The organism is Methylocystis sp. NC52PC (assembly GCF_055698645.1).
The window spans coordinates 1,841,652-1,857,792 of the sequence record NZ_CP170127.1; the positions used below are offsets into that span (position 1 = coordinate 1,841,652).

Genomic DNA, 16,141 nt, shown 5'->3' on the forward strand with positions numbered 1-16,141 from the left:
GGCTTAGGCCGGTTCCCTGACAGCTGCGGCCAGTTTCAGAAGGCGTTCCACGCCGACGGGCTCTTCCGCAAGAAGCGGCACGGCGGCGTAGCGGCGGGCATGGACCGTCGCCACCTTCTCCACTTCAGCCAGCTCGCTTTGCGCGCGCTTGCGTAAGAGGCGCGCGCGCGGACGCGCTGCCGCGACGCTGTTATTGATGACCCATGCCCATGGCTCGATCCCGGCGCGCCGCAGATCGGCTTGCAGGTTGGCGGCTTCGAGGACGGGTGTGGTTTCGGCCAAGGTAACGAGAAGGACCTTGGTGCGCTTCGGATCCTGAAGCTGCATCATCGGGGTCGTGTAATGCGCGCCTTTGGCATCGAGCATGCGCGCGACCTCGCGGTGGTAGGCGCCTGTCGCGTCCAGATGCAGCAGGGTATGACCGGTTGGCGCGGTGTCCATGACCACGAATTTTTCGCCCGCCTCGCGGATGATGCGTGAGAAGGCCTGAAAGACGGCGATTTCCTCGGTGCATGGCGAACGCAAATCCTCTTCGAGCAAAGCGCGCCCTTGGGCATCGAGCTTCGCGCCTTTCGTTCGCAGCACTTCCTGCCGGTAGCGTTCGGTCTCGGCGTGCGGATCGATACGGCTGACCGTCAGATGCGCCATGGAGCCATGCAGCGTCTCAGTGAGATGCGCGGCAGGGTCGGAGGTGGTGAGGTGAACTGGCAGCCCGCGCCGCGCCAGGTGGACGGCGACTGCCGCCGCCAGCGTCGTCTTGCCGACCCCGCCCTTGCCCATCAGCATGACGAGCCCATGGCCTTCGGCGGCGATGTCATCCACGAGATCGGAGAGGCTTGACGCGTGCAGCGCGACCGGCTCCCCCGTCGCTTCCGGTTGAGGGGTGGCTTCAACGAGCAGCTGACGCAGCGCATTGAGCCCGACGAGGTTGAACGGCTTTAAAGGCACATCATCGCGGGGCAAAGCGCGCAGTTCGTCCGGCATCGCGGCCAAGGCCGCTTGCTCGCGTCCGTAAATTGCCTTGGCGAGAGGGTCGAGCGCCGCTTCGTCCTTGGGCAACAGCCCGTTGACGATGAGGAATTGCTGGGAGAGGCCGATTGCCGCGAGCTCGCCATGGGTGCGCGCCGCTTCACGTAGGGCCGAATTCTGGGCGCGGGCAACAAGGACGAGCCGGGTGCGCTGTCCATCCGCGAGCGCCTGCACTGCGGCGTTATATTGCGCGCGCTGCTTCCCAAGGCCCGCGAGCGGCCCCAGGCATGAGGGATCGCCTTTCCCGGCCTCAAGGAAGCCAGACCAAGCGACGGGCAGTTGCAGCAGGCGGATGGTGTGACCAGTGGGCGCGGTGTCGAAAACAATATGGTCGTAAGCCGAAGTGATTTCCGTATCAGTCAGCAGCGCGGTGAATTCGTCGAAGGCCGCGATTTCCGTCGTGCAGGCTCCCGACAGTTGCTCCTCGATGCCCTTCACCACGGGGTCCGGCAGCTTGCCGCGCACCGGGCCAACAATGCGGTCGCGATAGGCTTGCGCCGCCATTTCCGGATCGATTTCGAGGGCAAACAGCCGTGGAACGTCGCTAATCGGGGTGATCTTATTCCCGATCGAAACCCCGAAAACTTGGCCGACATTCGACGCCGGATCGGTGCTAACCAGCAGCACGCGGCGTCCCGCTTCTGCGAGCTGGATCGCCGTAGCGCAGGCAATCGAGGTTTTGCCGACGCCACCCTTGCCGGTGAAGAACAGGAAACGCGGCGCGCTTTCGAGGAATCTCATGGCGTTCCTTCAGCAGCAGGAGGTCTTGCCGCTGCAGCATGAGCCCTGTTGCGCTTCGGCTTCCTTGACGCCAGCCCAGCGCGCCAGCTCAGCGCGGTTCGGGTAGCGTCCGGCAAGCGCAATGTCGCCATTGACGAGGATCAGCGGCAGCGCCTCTTGACCCGAACGCTCAAGAAAGCCTTTCACCGTGGCGTTGTCGGCAAAGGCCATGGGTTGCTGCGCAAGGTTGAAGCGCTCGATTTGCGCGCCGTTCTTTTTCGCCCAGTCTACATCCGCCGCGAAGGTGACAAGCGCCTGGTCGGCCTCGACGCCGCAGACGCCGGTGCTGCAACAAAGGGCGGGATCGAAAACTTGGATGGTGGTCATGAGAGTGCTTTCGGAATGCGTAAGGCGGTCAGGCTTCTGCTTTGTGGCGGCGGCCGTCATTGGATCCCCGGCCAGACCGGGCAGGCTTCGCCCGCCGCGCTGTCACACACTGTGAAAACGAAATCCATCTTCGGCGCGCCGGGGCCGGCGAATTCATCCCAGCTCTTCGAGCGGAAGCCGTCGGTTCGATAGTCGTAGGCCTCTAGCGTCTTGAGGGCGTAAGGATTGACCACGCCCTTAGGCTGGCGTCCCGCCGAGAAGGCGTTGAAGCGGCCCGCGCCGTCCTTGCGGAGGATGCCCTCCGCGAGCACCGAGCGCGCCGTGTTGCCGGTGCAAAGAAAGAGGACATTATAGACGCGCTCGGTCATTTATTGGCTCCCGTTCCAGAACAACAAGCGGCTTCAATGACCGGCGCAGGTTTCGCGCCGCAGCAGGGAGAGGACTCCGCCTTCCCGCCGCTTGTGCGGAATCCCGCCAACCTGGTGTCGTCACCAAAAACCGTGCTTTCGCCGGTCGTCATGAAAGACTCCCACAAAAGCCCTTGTGGGTCGGAGGTCCACGCTTTTTCGGACTCGGCGTAGCAGCAAGTTGTCGCGCCTTCTTCCAGCACAGGCCGTTCAGCCTGTTGCAGGCGGCCATGGACTTCCCGCAACTCATCGGGCGTCTCGACCTGAATCCCGAGATGATCGACGCCCGCTTTTTCGCATCGGGCCGAAATCGCGAAGTTCACGCGTGGGTCATCAAGCATCCATTTTGCATAGTCTGGCTTGGCGACGGTCGGCTGAGTCCCGAAAAGCCCGCTGTAGAAGCGGATCGACCCCTGAAGGTCATCAACGGACACGTGCACGTGCAGGCGTTTCATGGATTTCCTTTGGCTGGCAAGTTGAAGGAAAAGCGGCTTCGCACGACGCGGCTGCGCCTTGGCAGCAATTCGCGGTCATGTAGGCGAGCAGCGCGTTCATGACCGGATAAGCCGCCGAGTAGATTAGCGACCGGCTCTCACGGCGGAAGGTTATTAGGTCCGCGTGTTTGAGTTGGTTGAGGTGAAAGGACAGCGTCGCGGGCGGGAGCCCCAGTCGCACGCCAATTTGTCCCGCGGGGAGCCCTTCAGGTCCGGCCTGCATGAGCAGCCTGAAAATATCCAAACGGGTCTCGTTACCGAGCGCGACGAGGGCCGCAATCACTTCCTGTTTTTCCATATTTCCAATATTATGAAATTAATTGATCGTGTCAAGCTGGCCTGGCTCGTCCAAGAGTTTAGTCCAGCAAGGCTTTTGTTTCTTTGGGCGCGTCTTTTCACGGTTCAGCTTGTCTTGCCGCCCCAAACCCGTGGTTACCTCGTGGTTACAGCTTCGTCGCTCCACGCCCGTATTCGTCCACGCCGGCTCACGCTCGTTCAAGGCCGGCCCCTCCGCCATTTTCATGCCCCGTATGGAGCCTCTTGATATGCTCGCCTTTCGACACGCCAAGGGCGAGCATCACAATTTGAACTAACGTTTTATTGGAAGTGAACGGCCCTCAAAAATAGAGGCGAGGCCGCGGTTTGTCAGATCCCGAAAATGAACGGCCTTCTCGATCGGCACTACGTGAATCGCCGCTCCAAAACCTGTTGCTCCCGCGGTGAGAGCGATGATGGCGAACGAGACAAATCCGCGCGTCGCCTTTTTTTGGACCCGTTCGACATGCTCGGTCTTGTCCGGGCGGACGTCGATCGGATGTCTATCCAGCCGGCCTCCCGCATCGAGCCTTGCGATCTTGGCCTCGTTTCGATCCAGCCTTTGCTCGCCAGCGGCGCCGGCGCTTTCCACTCGTAAATTGTCGATTCTGGCTGCGGCATATTGAGCCTGTTGGTCTACTACGTCAGGCTCGACGAGCGTAGGGTTGGTGAGAAGGAGTTTCTCTCCGCCCGGCGTCATTTCTCTTGGCGCAACGCTAGCCGCCTCGGCCTGCTCTTTCCTGCTCTGTTCTCCCACTACTTGTTCCAAATTGTTAATCCGTTGCTCCAGCGCAGCGAATCTTTGTTGCAAAGCCGCGATCGTCCATTCGTTGCGGAGAGGTTCCGCGCTGCGTGGCGTCTCCCGATTAGGGGAGATAACAGCCGCTTCAGTTTGCTCCTTCCTCCGGCGCTCTTCTTCTCTTTGCATGAACGCTGTGAGAGTCCAGTCGCTGAAAAGAACCTCTGCCATACCTCGCTCCTGTTCTTCGTTTCTTGTTATGCGCTGGCCTTTGGGATCCGGGCAGCCATTCCGGCGATCTGATGAAGAAGGACATGGCGAAAAAACGGCAAACGGTTGAAAATACCTACCCTGCCAATCCAAACTGGAAGCGCGAAGACCCAGACCTGGCTTTTGCGCCGTGAGCCAAGGTGGACCGTGATTGATGTTAGAATTGTGGCGGCGCAAAAGGGTTGCGAACGCTGGTCCGAGCCAATCTCACAGCGACCCCACGCCTTTTCGAGTCGCCGTCGCTTGCCAGAAGCAGACGTCGCCAATACCCGTAACGGGCGCCGACACGGTTTCACCGCGCCATCCGGTCGGTATTAGCTAGGCCGCCGGGGGCTTCTTCTCTTGGCTGGGCGCTATCTCATGGCGGCGAGGTTGTTCCAAAAGTGCTTCAGGCTCTCGTCGCCACCGAACAGCGTGGTGAAGTTGGTTGAGTCCGCCAAGACGATGTCGCCGGCCCGATCTTCCTTGGGCGGCATCCAGAGAGGACAGTTGAACTCCCTGTTCCCCGCAGCTGTAAAGGGATGCGGGCGCTCAAGGTCGATCGGCTGGCGCGCCAGAACTCGTATTCCATCTGGCGTCATCGACGGTAATGCAGCTGCAAGATAGCAAGACAGTCCGGCTGTTCCGCCACTGCTTTCTCGATGTCTTTAGCGTGCTGGTAGAAGCCTTCCTCGCGACCCGGAATGACCTTGGCGAGGATCGAAAAGCCGTAACAAGCGGGAGTCTTGGGAAAGATGGGGCCGTATCGCCCTTGCTCGACCTTTTCGGAGAAAAAGCCGCCCTTTGGGATCGCCATTGCAGCGGGCTTCGACCAATCCTGCGTCGCTTGGGGTTCGTTTGGCATAGGCTTCTTCTCCGCCGGTCTTGCTTCTTCGATCGAATTGTCCGCGGTTAGGAAAAGAGCAAACAGCAAGCGCGCGAGGCGATTGAAGGGCCACCGCACGAGCGCATACGGGACAAGCGCAAGCAGCGCGCGCCGTAAACAGCAACTCCAGGGGATAAAGGAAATGGAACGTGATGAGCTGGTAGATGCAGTGGAGCACGTCGGCCACAAAGACGGGCAATCGCGCTCCTCGCCAACCTTCACTAACCATCTCACGTCGACGCTTTGGGTTCCGGGCGATCGCCCATAAATAGCCGTGTCTGCCCGCCTTGCGGATATCGGCGGCAGGATTGAGCCCCCCACAATGACGCGTGCTTTGCCACCTTGTTCTCAGTGGGAGAGGAACCGGCTCTAGCCCTCGCAAGTTCCCAGACGGGGCTAGCGCAAGCAAGGGATCAGGAGGCTTCGATGGAACGGCGCGCTTTTTTGCAAATGCTTTGCGTGGGGATCGGGGCCGTTACAGCCATGCCCGCCCATGCATTCATTCCGCCTGCTAGCTCCGGTCACGATCATCGTTCGGAGGTGGAGTCAGCGGTCGCTACGCAAGACGATGTCGAACGCGTGCAGGTCGAGGATGCGCAATATGGGCACTGGCGCCGCGTCGGTCGGCGACACTACCGTCGAGTTGGTCGCCGGGTCTACCGGCGCCACTACCGTCGAGTCGGTAGACGCATTTATCGGCGTCACTATTACTATTAGTCGTTCGCATGCGCCGCAAAGAACGTCAGCGACACGGATAGGCGTCGCCTCATGCGTGATCGGGCCTAGAGCGGGCAATCGGCCGGTTGCTAGGAAAAGTCCACAGGGGCGCCGCCGCGTGCGCGCCCTCCCTGTTGCGGGAGGACGCAGTTGCAGCAGTCTTAGATCACCAGCCCCAGCCGACCCTGACCGAGGGCGCGCCCCAAGTGTAATCCCAGCCATTGTAGGGATCGCAGACGTTGACCCAAACCCTGCGCAAGCCCCACCTAGTGTGAATAAGTCGAGGCCGGTAGCAGCTGTCGTAGCCGAAGTCGGCGTAATAATAGGGCCAGCCAAGCCCGCCCCAACCAAGCCCGGCGTAAAACGGCCAGTGACGATACCCCCGATTCCGCCGCCAGGCCCAGCCGCCCGGCCCGACATGCCCAGGGTTCCGCCAGCCTGTATTCGGCCAGCCGACGGGACGCCCGTTCCACCCCTGCCCGCCAGGGGGGCGTCCGATCAGGCCGCGCCCGTCCAACCCCGTGCGGAAGCCGCCGGGAATGACCGCTCCACGGAAGCCGCCGCCTGGCGTCATTGCGCTTGGGAAGCCGCCCAGGCCCCCGCCTTGCAGCCCGCCGCGAAAACCGCCGCCCAAGCCCCCGCCCAAGCCCCCGCTACGGAATCCGCTAAAGCCGCCGCCAAGGCCCCCGCTGCGAAATCCGCTAAATCCGCCGCCGCCAAAGCCCCCGCTCCGAAATCCGCCAAATCCCCCGCCGCCAAAGCCCCCGGCTCTAAACCCCCCGCCCATGCGGCCGCCTCTGACCTGCGCATCCGCTGCGCCCGTATGCGCCACCAGCGCGGCCGCCAGTGCGCCAGTGGCCAGGGCTACCTTTATTAAGTGGGTCGTCATATGCGTCTCCGTGCCGAATGCAACGAAGCCTGCGCGTTTTTTGCACAGGCGAGCACGTCAACCCCACTTGCCCACAACCGACGAGATGACGCTTTTCTTTTGAGAAATTCAACTAACCATTTCAATAGGAAGCACCAAAAAGCGCCAACTTCCTTGCGCGAACTTCGTTCGCGCGGGGCCCGCCGCCGCGCGCGGCTACGGGCCGGGTCGAAGGCAGTGAGACCCTTGCCGCCGGCGTGTCATTGTTGCTTCATACGAAGGTGATCCGTCGAGGGAAGCCCGACGACCGGACGCCAACGGCAGCCTCATGAATTATTTCAGCCGCGCAGAAGAGAGATCAGATGCGCCGGCGGGCGCCTTTGTCGTTCACGACGCCGTGCCCGGTCGCCTGCGGCTGCGACATCCGGGCCTATGGAGGCGTGACGAACTCTGCGGGCGGGCCGCGGAAGCCTTGAAGCGGGTTCCTGGCGTCTTTGCGGTCAGGACGAACGCGCTGACCGGTTCCGCTCTCGTGAGATATGCGTTTCCGGCGACGGAGCGCCAGATTCTTTCCACGCTTGATTCCGCCGTCACGGCCGCGGAGACGGCCTCGTCGCCGCTGCCAGGCGTTCGCGCGCTCGATTTCCCTTCGGACGACGTTGTGGCCCACGCCGCCCCGGTCCTGGAGCTCGTCGCGCGGCTGGAAACGCGGCTGGTCGAGGGATTGACGCTGCGAGAAGCGGCGGCGCGCGTCGCCAATTGGGGCCGGAACGAATTGCCGCGGGCAAAACCCCGCTCGGCCGCCGCCATTTTGGCCGAGCAGATGACCAGCCTGCCGATTGCGCTGCTCGCCGCCTCGGCGGCGTTGTCGGTCGCCACGGGCGGCGTGGCCGACGCCGTGATGATCGCCGCCGTGGTGCTGGTCAACGCCGGCATCGCCACGGCGACCGAACGGGAAGCGGACCGCACGATCGTCAACCTCATGGGCGACGCGGCGCAGCAGGCCGTGGTCATTCGCGACGGATCGCGAAGCCTGATCGACCCTGCCGAGCTGACGGTGGGCGATCTCATCCTCATCGAGCGCGGCGCGATGATTCCTGCGGATGCGCGACTGGTCGAGAGCGATGGACTGAGCGTCAACGAGTCGCCCTTGACGGGCGAAGCGCAGCCTGCGGTCAAGGATGCGCTGGCCCTGCTGCCCCCGGATACGGTCGTCTCGGACCGCCGCAACATGGTTTTCCGGGGCACGGCGGTCACCGGCGGCTCGGGCGCCGCCGTCGTCACGGCGGTCGGGCGGCGCACCGAGATCGGCCGGGTGCAGGAACTGCTCGGGGCCGTGCGCCCGCCGGAAACGCCGATCCAGCGCGAACTGGGGGAGGTCGGGCGGGAGCTCGTGGCGATCAACGGCCTGATCTGCGCCTGTGTTTTCTCTCTGGGCCTGATTCGCGGTCACCCTCTCCTGCAGACGTTGCGCAGCGCAATTTCGCTCGCCGTCGCCGCGATACCCGAAGGCCTCCCAGCCGTTGCGACGACGACGTTAGCCGTCGGCGTCCAGGACATGCGCCGGCGCAAGGTGCTGGTTCGCAAGATCGACGCGGTCGAGACGCTCGGGGCCGTCGAGATCGTCGGCCTCGACAAGACGGGCACGCTCACCGAAAACCGTATGGCGGCGGTCGCGGTCCACGTCGACGGCGCGGCCCTCGAATTGCGTGAGGGACGGTTGCTGCGCGACGGCGCGGAGATGGACGGCGCGCTGCGCGCTCAGGCGCGACGTCTGTTCGAAATTGCGGTCCTTTGCAGCGACGCCGTCGCGACGTACGGCGACGACAGCTTCGAGTTCGACGGCACGCCAACTGAAACCGCCCTGCTGGCGGCCGGCGTCGCGCTCGGCGTCGATCCGGTGGCGCTGCGTCTCTCGGCGCGGGTCCTCTCGACCGCCGCCCGCGGCGACGGACGCAAGCGAATGAGCGCCTTGCGCGAGACGGCGGAGGGCGCGCGTCTCCTTTGCGTCAAGGGAGATCCCGTGGAAGTGCTGGCGCGCTGCACGCGGCGCCTTTCCGCCGCGGGCGTCGTCACGCTCGACGAGCCGGCGCGCGCCGCAGCGCTCAGAGCCAATGAGCGCATGGCGGGCGACGCGCTGCGGGTCCTCGGCGTCGCATATTGCGAGGGCGGCGGAGATCTCCGCGACGAAAGCGATCTCGTCTGGCTCGGCCTCGCCGGCATCGCCAATCCCATCCGGGCCAGCGTGCGTCCGGCGCTGCAGCGACTGCATCGCGCCGGCGTCCGGACGGTGATGATCACCGGCGACCAGAGCGCCACGGCCTTCGCCATCGCGCGCAGGCTCGATCTCAATGACGGCGGCGAATTGCGCGTGCTGGAGGCGGGACAGATCGCCAATCTTCGTCCCGAGCTGTTCGAAGCGCTGGCGGCGCAGCCGGACGTCTTCGCGCGCGTGAGCCCGGTCGACAAGCTCAACATCGTCAAGGCGCTGCAGGCGAGCGGCCGGATCGTCGCCATGACTGGCGACGGCGTCAACGACGGGCCGGCGCTGCGCGCGGCCGACGTCGGGATCGCCATGGGCGGCGAAGGAACGGACGTTGCGCGACAGGTGGCGGACATCGTGCTCGCGAGCGACGACCTCGACGGCGTCGTCGAGGCGATCCGCCTCGGCCGCGCGACCTACGCCAATATCCGCAAGGTGCTGCGCTATCTCGTCTCGACCAACGCCTCGGAAACGTTCGTCATGCTGGGCGCGGGGCTTTTCAATCTCCGCGAGCCGCTGACCCCTATGCAGCTCCTTTGGCTCAATCTGGCGACCGACGCCCTGCCGGCTCTCGCGCTCGGGCTCGAGCCGCCCGAAGGCGACGTTCTCGAGCAGCCCCCGCACGACCCTGCCGCGCCGATCCTCGGGGCCGACGATTTCCGCCGCACGCTGCGCGAAGGCGCAGTGATGGCGAGCGCGGCGCTCATGGGCTATCTCAGCGTTAACGGCCTCGCCGGCGGGGCGCGGGCCAGCGCCGTCACCTTCCATGGACTGACCGTCGGCCAGTTGCTGCACGCTATCTCCTGCCGTTCGGAAACGCGGGGCGTCTCGAGCGAGATTCGCCGCCGGCCAAACCCGCGACTCTATGGCGGCGTCGCTCTGTCCCTGCTTTTTCAGGGCGCGGCGCAATTCTTGCCGCCCGCGCAGCGCCTCTTGGGGCTCGCGCCGCTCGGGCCCGGCGATCTGCTCCGCATCGGCGCGATTGCGATCGGCAGCTCGCTCCTGAACGACGTGATCGGCCGGGCTTCGAACCCCCGTCCGGGCGACGCGCGGCCTGTGCGCCACGATGGAGGACGGCGTGTCTCCTGACATGATTTTCACTTCGGAGTCGGTCACCCCCGGCCATCCCGACAAGCTCTGCGACCAGATCAGCGACGCGGCGGTCGACGCCCTGATGCGGGAGGACGAAAGCGCGCGGGTGGTCGTCGAATGCGCGCTGGCGACCGGGGTCCTGTTTCTCGCCGCGCGCTATGCCGCGGACGCGCGGGTGGACCTGCCCGCTCTGGCGCGCAAGGCGATCCAGGACGCCGGTTATACGTCCGAAGGCTTCGACGCGCGGAGCTGCTCGATCCTGACCAGTCTCGCCGAACTTCCGCTGGAAAGCCGGGAGCCGGAGCTCGCGGAAGACGACGAGGAGGCGATCGCGCGGCGCGTCGCGCATGAACAGGCGAATGCGTTCGGATACGCGTGCCGCGACACGGCGGAGCTCATGCCCGCGCCCATCTATTTCGCGCACAAGGTGGCGAGGGCGCTGGACGCGGCGCGTCGCCACGGTTTCTCCGCGCTGTCGCCCGACGCCAAGACGCAGGTTTCCGTGCACTATCGCGACGGTCGCCCGACGCGCCTGCACAGCCTGTCGCTCACCGTCGCCCTCGACGGCTCTGCAGGGTCGGAGGCCCAGGACCGGCTGCGCGCCATCGCGCTCGACGCTCTCTCGACGGGGGACATAATGCCGGACGCCCAGACCCGCGTCGTCATCAATGCCGGCGGCCCGCTCGAAATCGGCGGACCCGCGCGCCACGCCGGCCTGACCGGCCGCAAGATCGGCATCGACTCCTACGGCGAGATTGCGCGTCAGAGCGGCTCCGCGCTCTCCGGCAAGGACCCCTCGCGCATCGACCGCGCCGGCGCCTATGCCGCGCGTCACGCGGCGAAGAACATCGTCGCGGCGGGTCTCGCAGATCGCTGTGAGGTGCATCTGGCCTACGCCATCGGCCAGGCGGAGCCGCTGAGCCTCAGCGTCGAGACTTTCAACACAGGAAAGACGAGCGACGAGGCGATTGCGCGACGCCTGGCTGCGGTCTTCGACTTCCGACCCGCTGCGATCGTGCGGCGCTTCGGCTTGCGGCGGCGGGCGGCCGCCGCGGGGCCGAAAGGCTTCTATCTGCCGCTCGCGACCTATGGCCATTTCGGCCGCGCCGACCTCGATCTTCCCTGGGAGACGACCGACCTGGCCGGGGCCCTGCGCAGCTGAAGAGACGTGGAAACGCCGCCGTTGTCGCTTATTGGGACGCCGCTTGGCGGCGCTTCAGAAAGTAATTCATTGTGACAGTCTCATGTGGAATAGATGACGCCCGCTTACGGCGGCGCTGAAAAATTCAAACGAGCTGGAGACGATCATGCAAGACGAAAAAGGTCTCGAAACCCCTGACGTTGCGCGCATGCGCGCATGGCTCGAGGGCGTCGGTGGCCATATTTTCGTCGGGGAGGGGAAACTCAAGTCGGTTAAAATATCCAAGAAAGGCAACAAGCTCACGCTTGTCGTGAAAAAGAACAAGAAGAAGGACAAGCTCGCAAACCGGCCGACGAGCGCGTGACGGGCGATACTGGGATCAGGGCGCCATGGAGAGGAATGTGTCGACGCCTTCCCCGCTTGAGAAATCCGATCGGGAGGTGGAAGTCAAACTGGAAGGTTCGCCCGATCTTTTAGCATCGCTCTTTGATCTCGAGTTGCTGGCCACGGCGACCGTTCGGCCGCGCGCGCAACGGCTGGTCGCCGCCTATTTCGACACGCGGGACGATGCGCTCGATCGCGCCGGGATCTCCTTGCGCCTGCGCAAGAACGGCGCGCGTTGCCACATGAACTTGAAGTGGACGCTGCAGAAGAGCGACGGCTTCTCGCGAGGAGAAGTAGAAGCGCCTTTCCACGACGATCAACCTGACGTAAGCATTTTCGGACCGAAAATCTCCGAGAGAGTGATGCGGGCGACCGGCGGCGAAGCGCTGGTTCCGCGTTTCGAAACTCGCGTGCGCCGCCGCACGGCCGAACTGCGTCTCAGCTCCTCGGTCCTGGAGATCGTAATCGACGAGGGCGAAATCGTCGCGTCCGAAAGCCGCGTCAAAATTTCGGAGTGCGAATTGGAGCTCAAGGACGGCGACCCGGCGACGCTCTTTTCCTTCGCGGCGCAGCTGACGATGCGCGCGGGGTTGAGGCTCAACCCGTCGTCGAAGTCGCGGCGCGGCTTCCTTCTGGCCCGGGGAGAAAAGCCGGCGGAAGTCAGAGCCACTGGGCTGCAGTTGGAGACGGCGGTGTCGATCGAAGACGCCATGCGCGCCGTAATCCAAGACTGTCTCACGCAATTTGTCGAAAACTGGCCGGCGTTGCTCGACGGCGACCTCCCCGAGGCGGTTCATCAGATGCGGGTCGCTCTCAGGCGCCTGCGCGCAGCGCTCGGGCTGTTCGAGAAGGCGTTCCCCGGCGCCGGTTTCAAAAGGTTCCGCGAAGACGCCAAACGCGCGGCGAATGCGCTCGGGCCGGCGCGCGATCAGGATGTGTTCATCGCGCTTGTTTCGGAGGGGCCGTTCAAAGCGTTTCCCGCCGAGCCCTCTTTCCAGGCGCTTCTTGCGGCGTCCTCGGCAGAACGTCTCGACGCCTATCGAAAGGCCAGGGAAACGATCTGCGCCCCCGAAACCTCGCGCTTCGTGCTCGAGCTGCAAGCCTTTTTGGCGTCGAGGGGCTGGCGCAATCAGCTCGGAACGGATGATCTCAAGAAACTCGGGCGCCCCGCGCGAAGCCTTGCGGACGAAGCGCTCGAACAACTCTACAGGCGCGCGCGCAAGCTTGGGAAAGAGTTGATGGCGGCCGAACCCGACCAGCGCCACCGTCTGAGGATCATCCTAAAAAATTTGCGCTACGCGTCGGAGTTTTTGGCCTCGCTATATGAAGCGGCGGGCGTCAGGAAATTCGCCAAAGCTGCGGGCGCGCTTCAGGACGCGCTCGGCGCCCACAACGATTCGGTCTCCGCCGCGAGATTGGTGGCGCAAGCAGCCGCGCCGTCGACGTCGCCGGCCGCCGGGATCGTCATGGGCTGGTGCGCCCGCGAAATCACCAGCCCCGAGCCGTACCTGAACGATCAATGGCTCGCGTTCAAAAGCGCGCGCTGTTTCTGGAGATAAGGGCGAAAGCAGGCGATGGCCATGGACGACCTTGTCGCCAAAGCGCGCGCCAACTCTCGAGCGGGACCAGCCCATCGCGCAGCCTTTCTATGGCGCCGACGCCACGATGACATGTCGCCGCGTGAGGCGCCCGTATATGCCGAACAGGATGATCAGACCGCCCGCGACGAGCAGAAATTGACCCGTCGCTCCCTCGCTCGCAAGGCCATGGATCAGCAACGCCGTTCCGATTAAACGCAGGAGGATTTCCATTTTCTCACGCCCCTTGCGGTGTCTCTGCTTCTTCTTTTTTGCCGGCTGCGAGCAGCAGGCTGAAAAAGGCGCCGAGCGGACCAACCACCAACAAGGCGAGCAGCGCCGTTTGCGGTTGGCTATCGATACGATTGGACAGGAACTCGAGTGAAAGCGCGCCGAGGCCCGCGCCGTTCAGATAGCCGACAATCATGTCGATGAAGATGGCGAAGGCCTTCGGCATTGTCGTGCCTCCCGGTCAACCTGACTCGGCGCGGAAAGGAGCTGGGAATTTCGCGCTTGCAAGATGACATGCGGATGACAAATGCGAAGGAGACGTCCGCCATAGGTCGACGGACCTTGCGCAGACAGGCTACTCGCCGTCCGTCGTGGCGTCGTAGCGCCAGAGGCCGCCGAGGTTGCTTGCATACCAGAGCAATGTCAAAGCAGGCGGGACAATCTTTTCCCGGGACATCTGCCATAGAGCAAGGCCGGCGAGCGCAAGCGCGACGACGAGCTTGGGATCGAATTCGACCTTCGGTTCCGGGCCGGGCGCGGCGGGCGCTGAGCGCAGGTCGAAAAGCCCCGCGTTGCGCGCGGCGTCGGCGAGTTCATCGAGCGGGCTGAAATGGGCGATTAGAACGCTGCCGGTCAGAGGTCGCGTTTCAACGTCGAAGACGCCCGGCAATGAGGCCAAGCCGCTTGCGACGGAGGCAAGAAAGTCGGCGTCGCCCCGACGATCGGGGAGGCGGAGTCGCGTGCGACCAGGCATGGCGTGCGCAATTTGGGCGGCAGGCAATTCCATGTTCATGGTGAGGCCCCTTCCGCGCGGCCTGCGGCGGCGTCCTCAGCTTCTTGCGCAGGCGTCTCGGCCTTTGGCTTTTCTTCCGCCTTTTGCGCGCCGTTTGGCGCTCTCTTCGCGGCCCCCGCCATGGTCGCTGCAAAAATATCGGCGGCGGCCTCGCTCTTTGCTTCGGCGAAAAGATCCTCTGCCGCCTCCATCAACTCCGCGCCCTGGGTTCGCGCCTCATGATAAGCCATGATGGCCGCCTTGAGTGCGGCTTTGGCTGCGGGCCGCGCGCGGCTGCCCTGGCGCGTCAACAAGATGGTCGCGGCGGCGCCAGTCAACGCGCCCAATGCAAATCCCCAGGGCTTCATGAGTGAGAATCTCCAAAGGAGGCGAGTGTCGTTCGTTAGAGGCGAGGATACAGACCTTTGGCGCGGGCTTCCCGCCGCGCCGCGAGAGGAGGGCGCACCGTCCGATGGGATTATGAAGGTTTTTTGACAGTTTTCAATTTCCCCGACGACGCTCACTTTCGCCGAGCCGCGCTTTTTTAATGGAAAATGTCGAATGCTGTGGGAAAAGACGCGGGGCTTCAGATAGAACGACAAGACATGAGCGACGCATCGCCTGCTTCTCACCTCTCCTCGAACAATATCTCGGATTACCTCGTGTCGGTCATCCCGCTGGGCGCCGACTGGGAGACCGCCGGACAGGCCCGGCTGCGGTTTCTCGGCGAGCGATATGAAGACGCCTCGCATGTCTTTCTGCTCACGAAGGAGAATCGTCTCGCCGGCATCGTCGCCATGAGAGACCTGCTCGCGGCCGCGGAGACGACGCCGCTCCTCGCCATTGCGCGAGACGCCGATCCCTATCGCGTCTGTCTCGACGATGATCCCGTCGACGCCGCGGGGCAGGCCATTCATGCAGGCTTGTCCATTCTCGCGGTCTGCGACGCGCAACGCCGGCTGCTCGGCGCGATACCGGCGCGGGCCTTGATGACCATTCTTCGAAACGCGCACATTGAAGATCTCCACCATATGGCCGGGATTTTGAACAAGTCGGAGGCCGCGAAAGAGGCGCTCACCGCGCCGCCGCACCGGCGCGCGATCTATCGGCTGCCCTGGCTTCTCGTCGGCATGGCTGGCATGGCGGTTTCGACCGGGCTGATCTCGCGCTATGAGACATCGCTCAGCGCGCATGTCGCCGTCGCCTTTTTCATACCGGCGATCGTCTATCTGGCGGACTCGGTTGGAACCCAGTCGGAAGTGGTCGTGGTGCGCGGCCTGTCCTTGACCGACTCCGCCCTGCTGCCGCTGTTTTTCGGAGAGCTCGGCACGGGCGCATTGCTCGGCTTGATACTTGGATGCCTGGCCTTTCCTGTCATCTGGTTCGCTTTCTCGAGCCTCGGCCTCGCCGCGGCGGTCGCAGTGGCCCTCGCCGTCGCCAGCACAATCGCAACCGCCTTCGGCTTTATGATGCCCTGGCTTTTCGCCCGGCTTGGGTATGACGCAGCGCTTGGCTCGGGGCCGGTCGCAACGGTCGTGCAGGATTCCTTCTCGCTGCTCACTTATTTCGTCGCAGCGTCGATGTTCGTGTTCTAGAGGGCAGGTCGTAAGCATTCGCCTGCGGCGCCTTCCTGACGTTCGCCGCGCCAAGTGCAAAGTTTGGCGTGTGCGCAGCTTTGGCGCAAGCTGAGTCGGAGCGTCAGCTCCGGCCGCGAGGATTATTTAGCCCTGACCCGCCGCCACGCCGCCATGAGGATTTCGCGGCTCTGGTCGTGCAGCCGCTGGGCCATGCGCTAATTATTCGCAAGGCCTCTCGGCGATGCGGGCGGAAGAGCGGTCAGGGCGAGCCATTTCAGAAGGGTCGATCGGAT

The 16,141-nt window shown here is 64.0% G+C and carries 16 protein-coding genes and 1 pseudogene; 5 read left to right on the forward strand and 12 right to left on the reverse strand.

What is annotated here, in order from left to right; all coding sequences use genetic code 11:
• Positions 1 to 3 precede the first annotated feature (3 nt).
• The 8 genes and pseudogenes from arsA to ACETII_RS10955 all read right to left on the reverse strand — a co-directional run bounded on the left by arsA (position 4) and on the right by ACETII_RS10955 (position 6,517).
• Positions 4 to 1,770: an arsenical pump-driving ATPase gene (arsA, locus tag ACETII_RS10920; RefSeq protein WP_472788037.1), complete on the reverse strand. Its 1,767-nt coding sequence runs from the start codon at positions 1,768 to 1,770 to the stop codon at positions 4 to 6.
• 9 nt (positions 1,771 to 1,779) lie between these two features.
• Positions 1,780 to 2,136 (reverse strand): arsenite efflux transporter metallochaperone ArsD, encoded by a 357-nt coding sequence (gene arsD / locus ACETII_RS10925; protein ID WP_472788038.1) that lies wholly within the window; start codon positions 2,134 to 2,136, stop codon positions 1,780 to 1,782.
• A gap of 65 nt (positions 2,137 to 2,201) precedes the next feature.
• Positions 2,202 to 2,504 (reverse strand): annotated as a pseudogene (locus ACETII_RS10930) (arsenate reductase ArsC); the annotation flags it as partial.
• On the reverse strand, positions 2,501 to 2,998 hold the full coding sequence (locus ACETII_RS10935; RefSeq protein ID WP_472788039.1) for an ArsI/CadI family heavy metal resistance metalloenzyme: 498 nt from the start codon (positions 2,996 to 2,998) through the stop codon (positions 2,501 to 2,503). The gene ACETII_RS10935 and the pseudogene ACETII_RS10930, both read right to left, overlap by 4 nt.
• Positions 2,967 to 3,335 carry an ArsR/SmtB family transcription factor gene (locus tag ACETII_RS10940; protein ID WP_472788040.1) on the reverse strand — a complete coding sequence of 123 codons (369 nt, stop codon included), beginning with the start codon at positions 3,333 to 3,335 and terminating at the stop codon, positions 2,967 to 2,969. The genes ACETII_RS10935 and ACETII_RS10940 overlap by 32 nt, the downstream gene beginning before the upstream one ends.
• A gap of 291 nt (positions 3,336 to 3,626) precedes the next feature.
• Positions 3,627 to 4,322: a hypothetical protein gene (locus tag ACETII_RS10945; protein WP_472788041.1), complete on the reverse strand. Its 696-nt coding sequence runs from the start codon at positions 4,320 to 4,322 to the stop codon at positions 3,627 to 3,629.
• A gap of 616 nt (positions 4,323 to 4,938) precedes the next feature.
• Positions 4,939 to 5,205 carry a hypothetical protein gene (locus tag ACETII_RS10950; RefSeq protein ID WP_472788042.1) on the reverse strand — a complete coding sequence of 89 codons (267 nt, stop codon included), beginning with the start codon at positions 5,203 to 5,205 and terminating at the stop codon, positions 4,939 to 4,941.
• Between the two features lie 904 nt (positions 5,206 to 6,109).
• Positions 6,110 to 6,517, reverse strand: coding sequence for a hypothetical protein (locus tag ACETII_RS10955; protein ID WP_472788043.1), 408 nt, complete (start codon positions 6,515 to 6,517; stop codon positions 6,110 to 6,112).
• Positions 6,518 to 7,139: 622 nt separating this feature from the next.
• Here ACETII_RS10955 and ACETII_RS10960 point away from each other — a divergent pair.
• The 4 genes from ACETII_RS10960 to ACETII_RS10975 all read left to right on the forward strand — a co-directional run bounded on the left by ACETII_RS10960 (position 7,140) and on the right by ACETII_RS10975 (position 13,250).
• Entirely contained in the window at positions 7,140 to 10,163 is a 3,024-nt protein-coding gene (locus ACETII_RS10960; protein ID WP_472788044.1) for a cation-translocating P-type ATPase, read from the forward strand.
• On the forward strand, positions 10,153 to 11,328 hold the full coding sequence (gene metK, locus ACETII_RS10965) for a methionine adenosyltransferase (protein WP_363345827.1): 1,176 nt from the start codon (positions 10,153 to 10,155) through the stop codon (positions 11,326 to 11,328). Before ACETII_RS10960 ends, metK begins: the two co-directional genes overlap by 11 nt.
• Positions 11,329 to 11,473: 145 nt before the next feature.
• A complete protein-coding gene (locus tag ACETII_RS10970) occupies positions 11,474 to 11,671 on the forward strand; it encodes a hypothetical protein (RefSeq protein WP_472788045.1) in 198 nt (65 codons plus the stop codon).
• Positions 11,672 to 11,708: 37 nt separating this feature from the next.
• On the forward strand, positions 11,709 to 13,250 hold the full coding sequence (locus tag ACETII_RS10975; protein ID WP_472788046.1) for a CYTH and CHAD domain-containing protein: 1,542 nt from the start codon (positions 11,709 to 11,711) through the stop codon (positions 13,248 to 13,250).
• Positions 13,251 to 13,337: 87 nt separating this feature from the next.
• Here ACETII_RS10975 and ACETII_RS10980 read toward each other — a convergent pair whose 3' ends face one another.
• From ACETII_RS10980 to ACETII_RS10995, 4 genes are all read right to left on the reverse strand, one after another.
• On the reverse strand, positions 13,338 to 13,502 hold the full coding sequence (locus tag ACETII_RS10980; RefSeq protein ID WP_472788047.1) for a hypothetical protein: 165 nt from the start codon (positions 13,500 to 13,502) through the stop codon (positions 13,338 to 13,340).
• 4 nt (positions 13,503 to 13,506) lie between these two features.
• Positions 13,507 to 13,725: a hypothetical protein gene (locus ACETII_RS10985; RefSeq protein WP_363345835.1), complete on the reverse strand. Its 219-nt coding sequence runs from the start codon at positions 13,723 to 13,725 to the stop codon at positions 13,507 to 13,509.
• Positions 13,726 to 13,854: 129 nt separating this feature from the next.
• Positions 13,855 to 14,292: a hypothetical protein gene (locus tag ACETII_RS10990; protein WP_363345837.1), complete on the reverse strand. Its 438-nt coding sequence runs from the start codon at positions 14,290 to 14,292 to the stop codon at positions 13,855 to 13,857.
• Positions 14,289 to 14,522, reverse strand: a complete 234-nt coding sequence (locus ACETII_RS10995) for a hypothetical protein (protein ID WP_472788048.1) — start codon at positions 14,520 to 14,522, stop codon at positions 14,289 to 14,291. The genes ACETII_RS10990 and ACETII_RS10995 overlap by 4 nt, the downstream gene beginning before the upstream one ends.
• Before the next feature lie 354 nt (positions 14,523 to 14,876).
• Here ACETII_RS10995 and ACETII_RS11000 point away from each other — a divergent pair, with 354 nt between their 5' ends.
• On the forward strand, positions 14,877 to 15,866 hold the full coding sequence (locus ACETII_RS11000) for a magnesium transporter (RefSeq protein WP_472788049.1): 990 nt from the start codon (positions 14,877 to 14,879) through the stop codon (positions 15,864 to 15,866).
• Positions 15,867 to 16,141: the final 275 nt, after the last annotated feature.

What these genes read in the sequence shown, in the direction of transcription:
- arsA (WP_472788037.1), bottom strand. Translation starts at nt 1,770, where the DNA reads ATGAGATTCCTCGAAAGCGCGCCGCGTTTCCTGTTCTTCACCGGCAAG.
- arsD (WP_472788038.1), bottom strand. Translation starts at nt 2,136, where the DNA reads ATGACCACCATCCAAGTTTTCGATCCCGCCCTTTGTTGCAGCACCGGC.
- ACETII_RS10935 (WP_472788039.1), bottom strand. Translation starts at nt 2,998, where the DNA reads ATGAAACGCCTGCACGTGCACGTGTCCGTTGATGACCTTCAGGGGTCG.
- ACETII_RS10940 (WP_472788040.1), bottom strand. Translation starts at nt 3,335, where the DNA reads ATGGAAAAACAGGAAGTGATTGCGGCCCTCGTCGCGCTCGGTAACGAG.
- ACETII_RS10945 (WP_472788041.1), bottom strand. Translation starts at nt 4,322, where the DNA reads ATGGCAGAGGTTCTTTTCAGCGACTGGACTCTCACAGCGTTCATGCAA.
- ACETII_RS10950 (WP_472788042.1), bottom strand. Translation starts at nt 5,205, where the DNA reads ATGCCAAACGAACCCCAAGCGACGCAGGATTGGTCGAAGCCCGCTGCA.
- ACETII_RS10955 (WP_472788043.1), bottom strand. Translation starts at nt 6,517, where the DNA reads ATGACGCCAGGCGGCGGCTTCCGTGGAGCGGTCATTCCCGGCGGCTTC.
- ACETII_RS10960 (WP_472788044.1), top strand. Translation starts at nt 7,140, where the DNA reads ATGAATTATTTCAGCCGCGCAGAAGAGAGATCAGATGCGCCGGCGGGC.
- ACETII_RS10970 (WP_472788045.1), top strand. Translation starts at nt 11,474, where the DNA reads ATGCAAGACGAAAAAGGTCTCGAAACCCCTGACGTTGCGCGCATGCGC.
- ACETII_RS10980 (WP_472788047.1), bottom strand. Translation starts at nt 13,502, where the DNA reads ATGGAAATCCTCCTGCGTTTAATCGGAACGGCGTTGCTGATCCATGGC.
- ACETII_RS10985 (WP_363345835.1), bottom strand. Translation starts at nt 13,725, where the DNA reads ATGCCGAAGGCCTTCGCCATCTTCATCGACATGATTGTCGGCTATCTG.
- ACETII_RS10990 (WP_363345837.1), bottom strand. Translation starts at nt 14,292, where the DNA reads ATGAACATGGAATTGCCTGCCGCCCAAATTGCGCACGCCATGCCTGGT.
- ACETII_RS10995 (WP_472788048.1), bottom strand. Translation starts at nt 14,522, where the DNA reads ATGGCTTATCATGAGGCGCGAACCCAGGGCGCGGAGTTGATGGAGGCG.
- ACETII_RS11000 (WP_472788049.1), top strand. Translation starts at nt 14,877, where the DNA reads ATGAGCGACGCATCGCCTGCTTCTCACCTCTCCTCGAACAATATCTCG.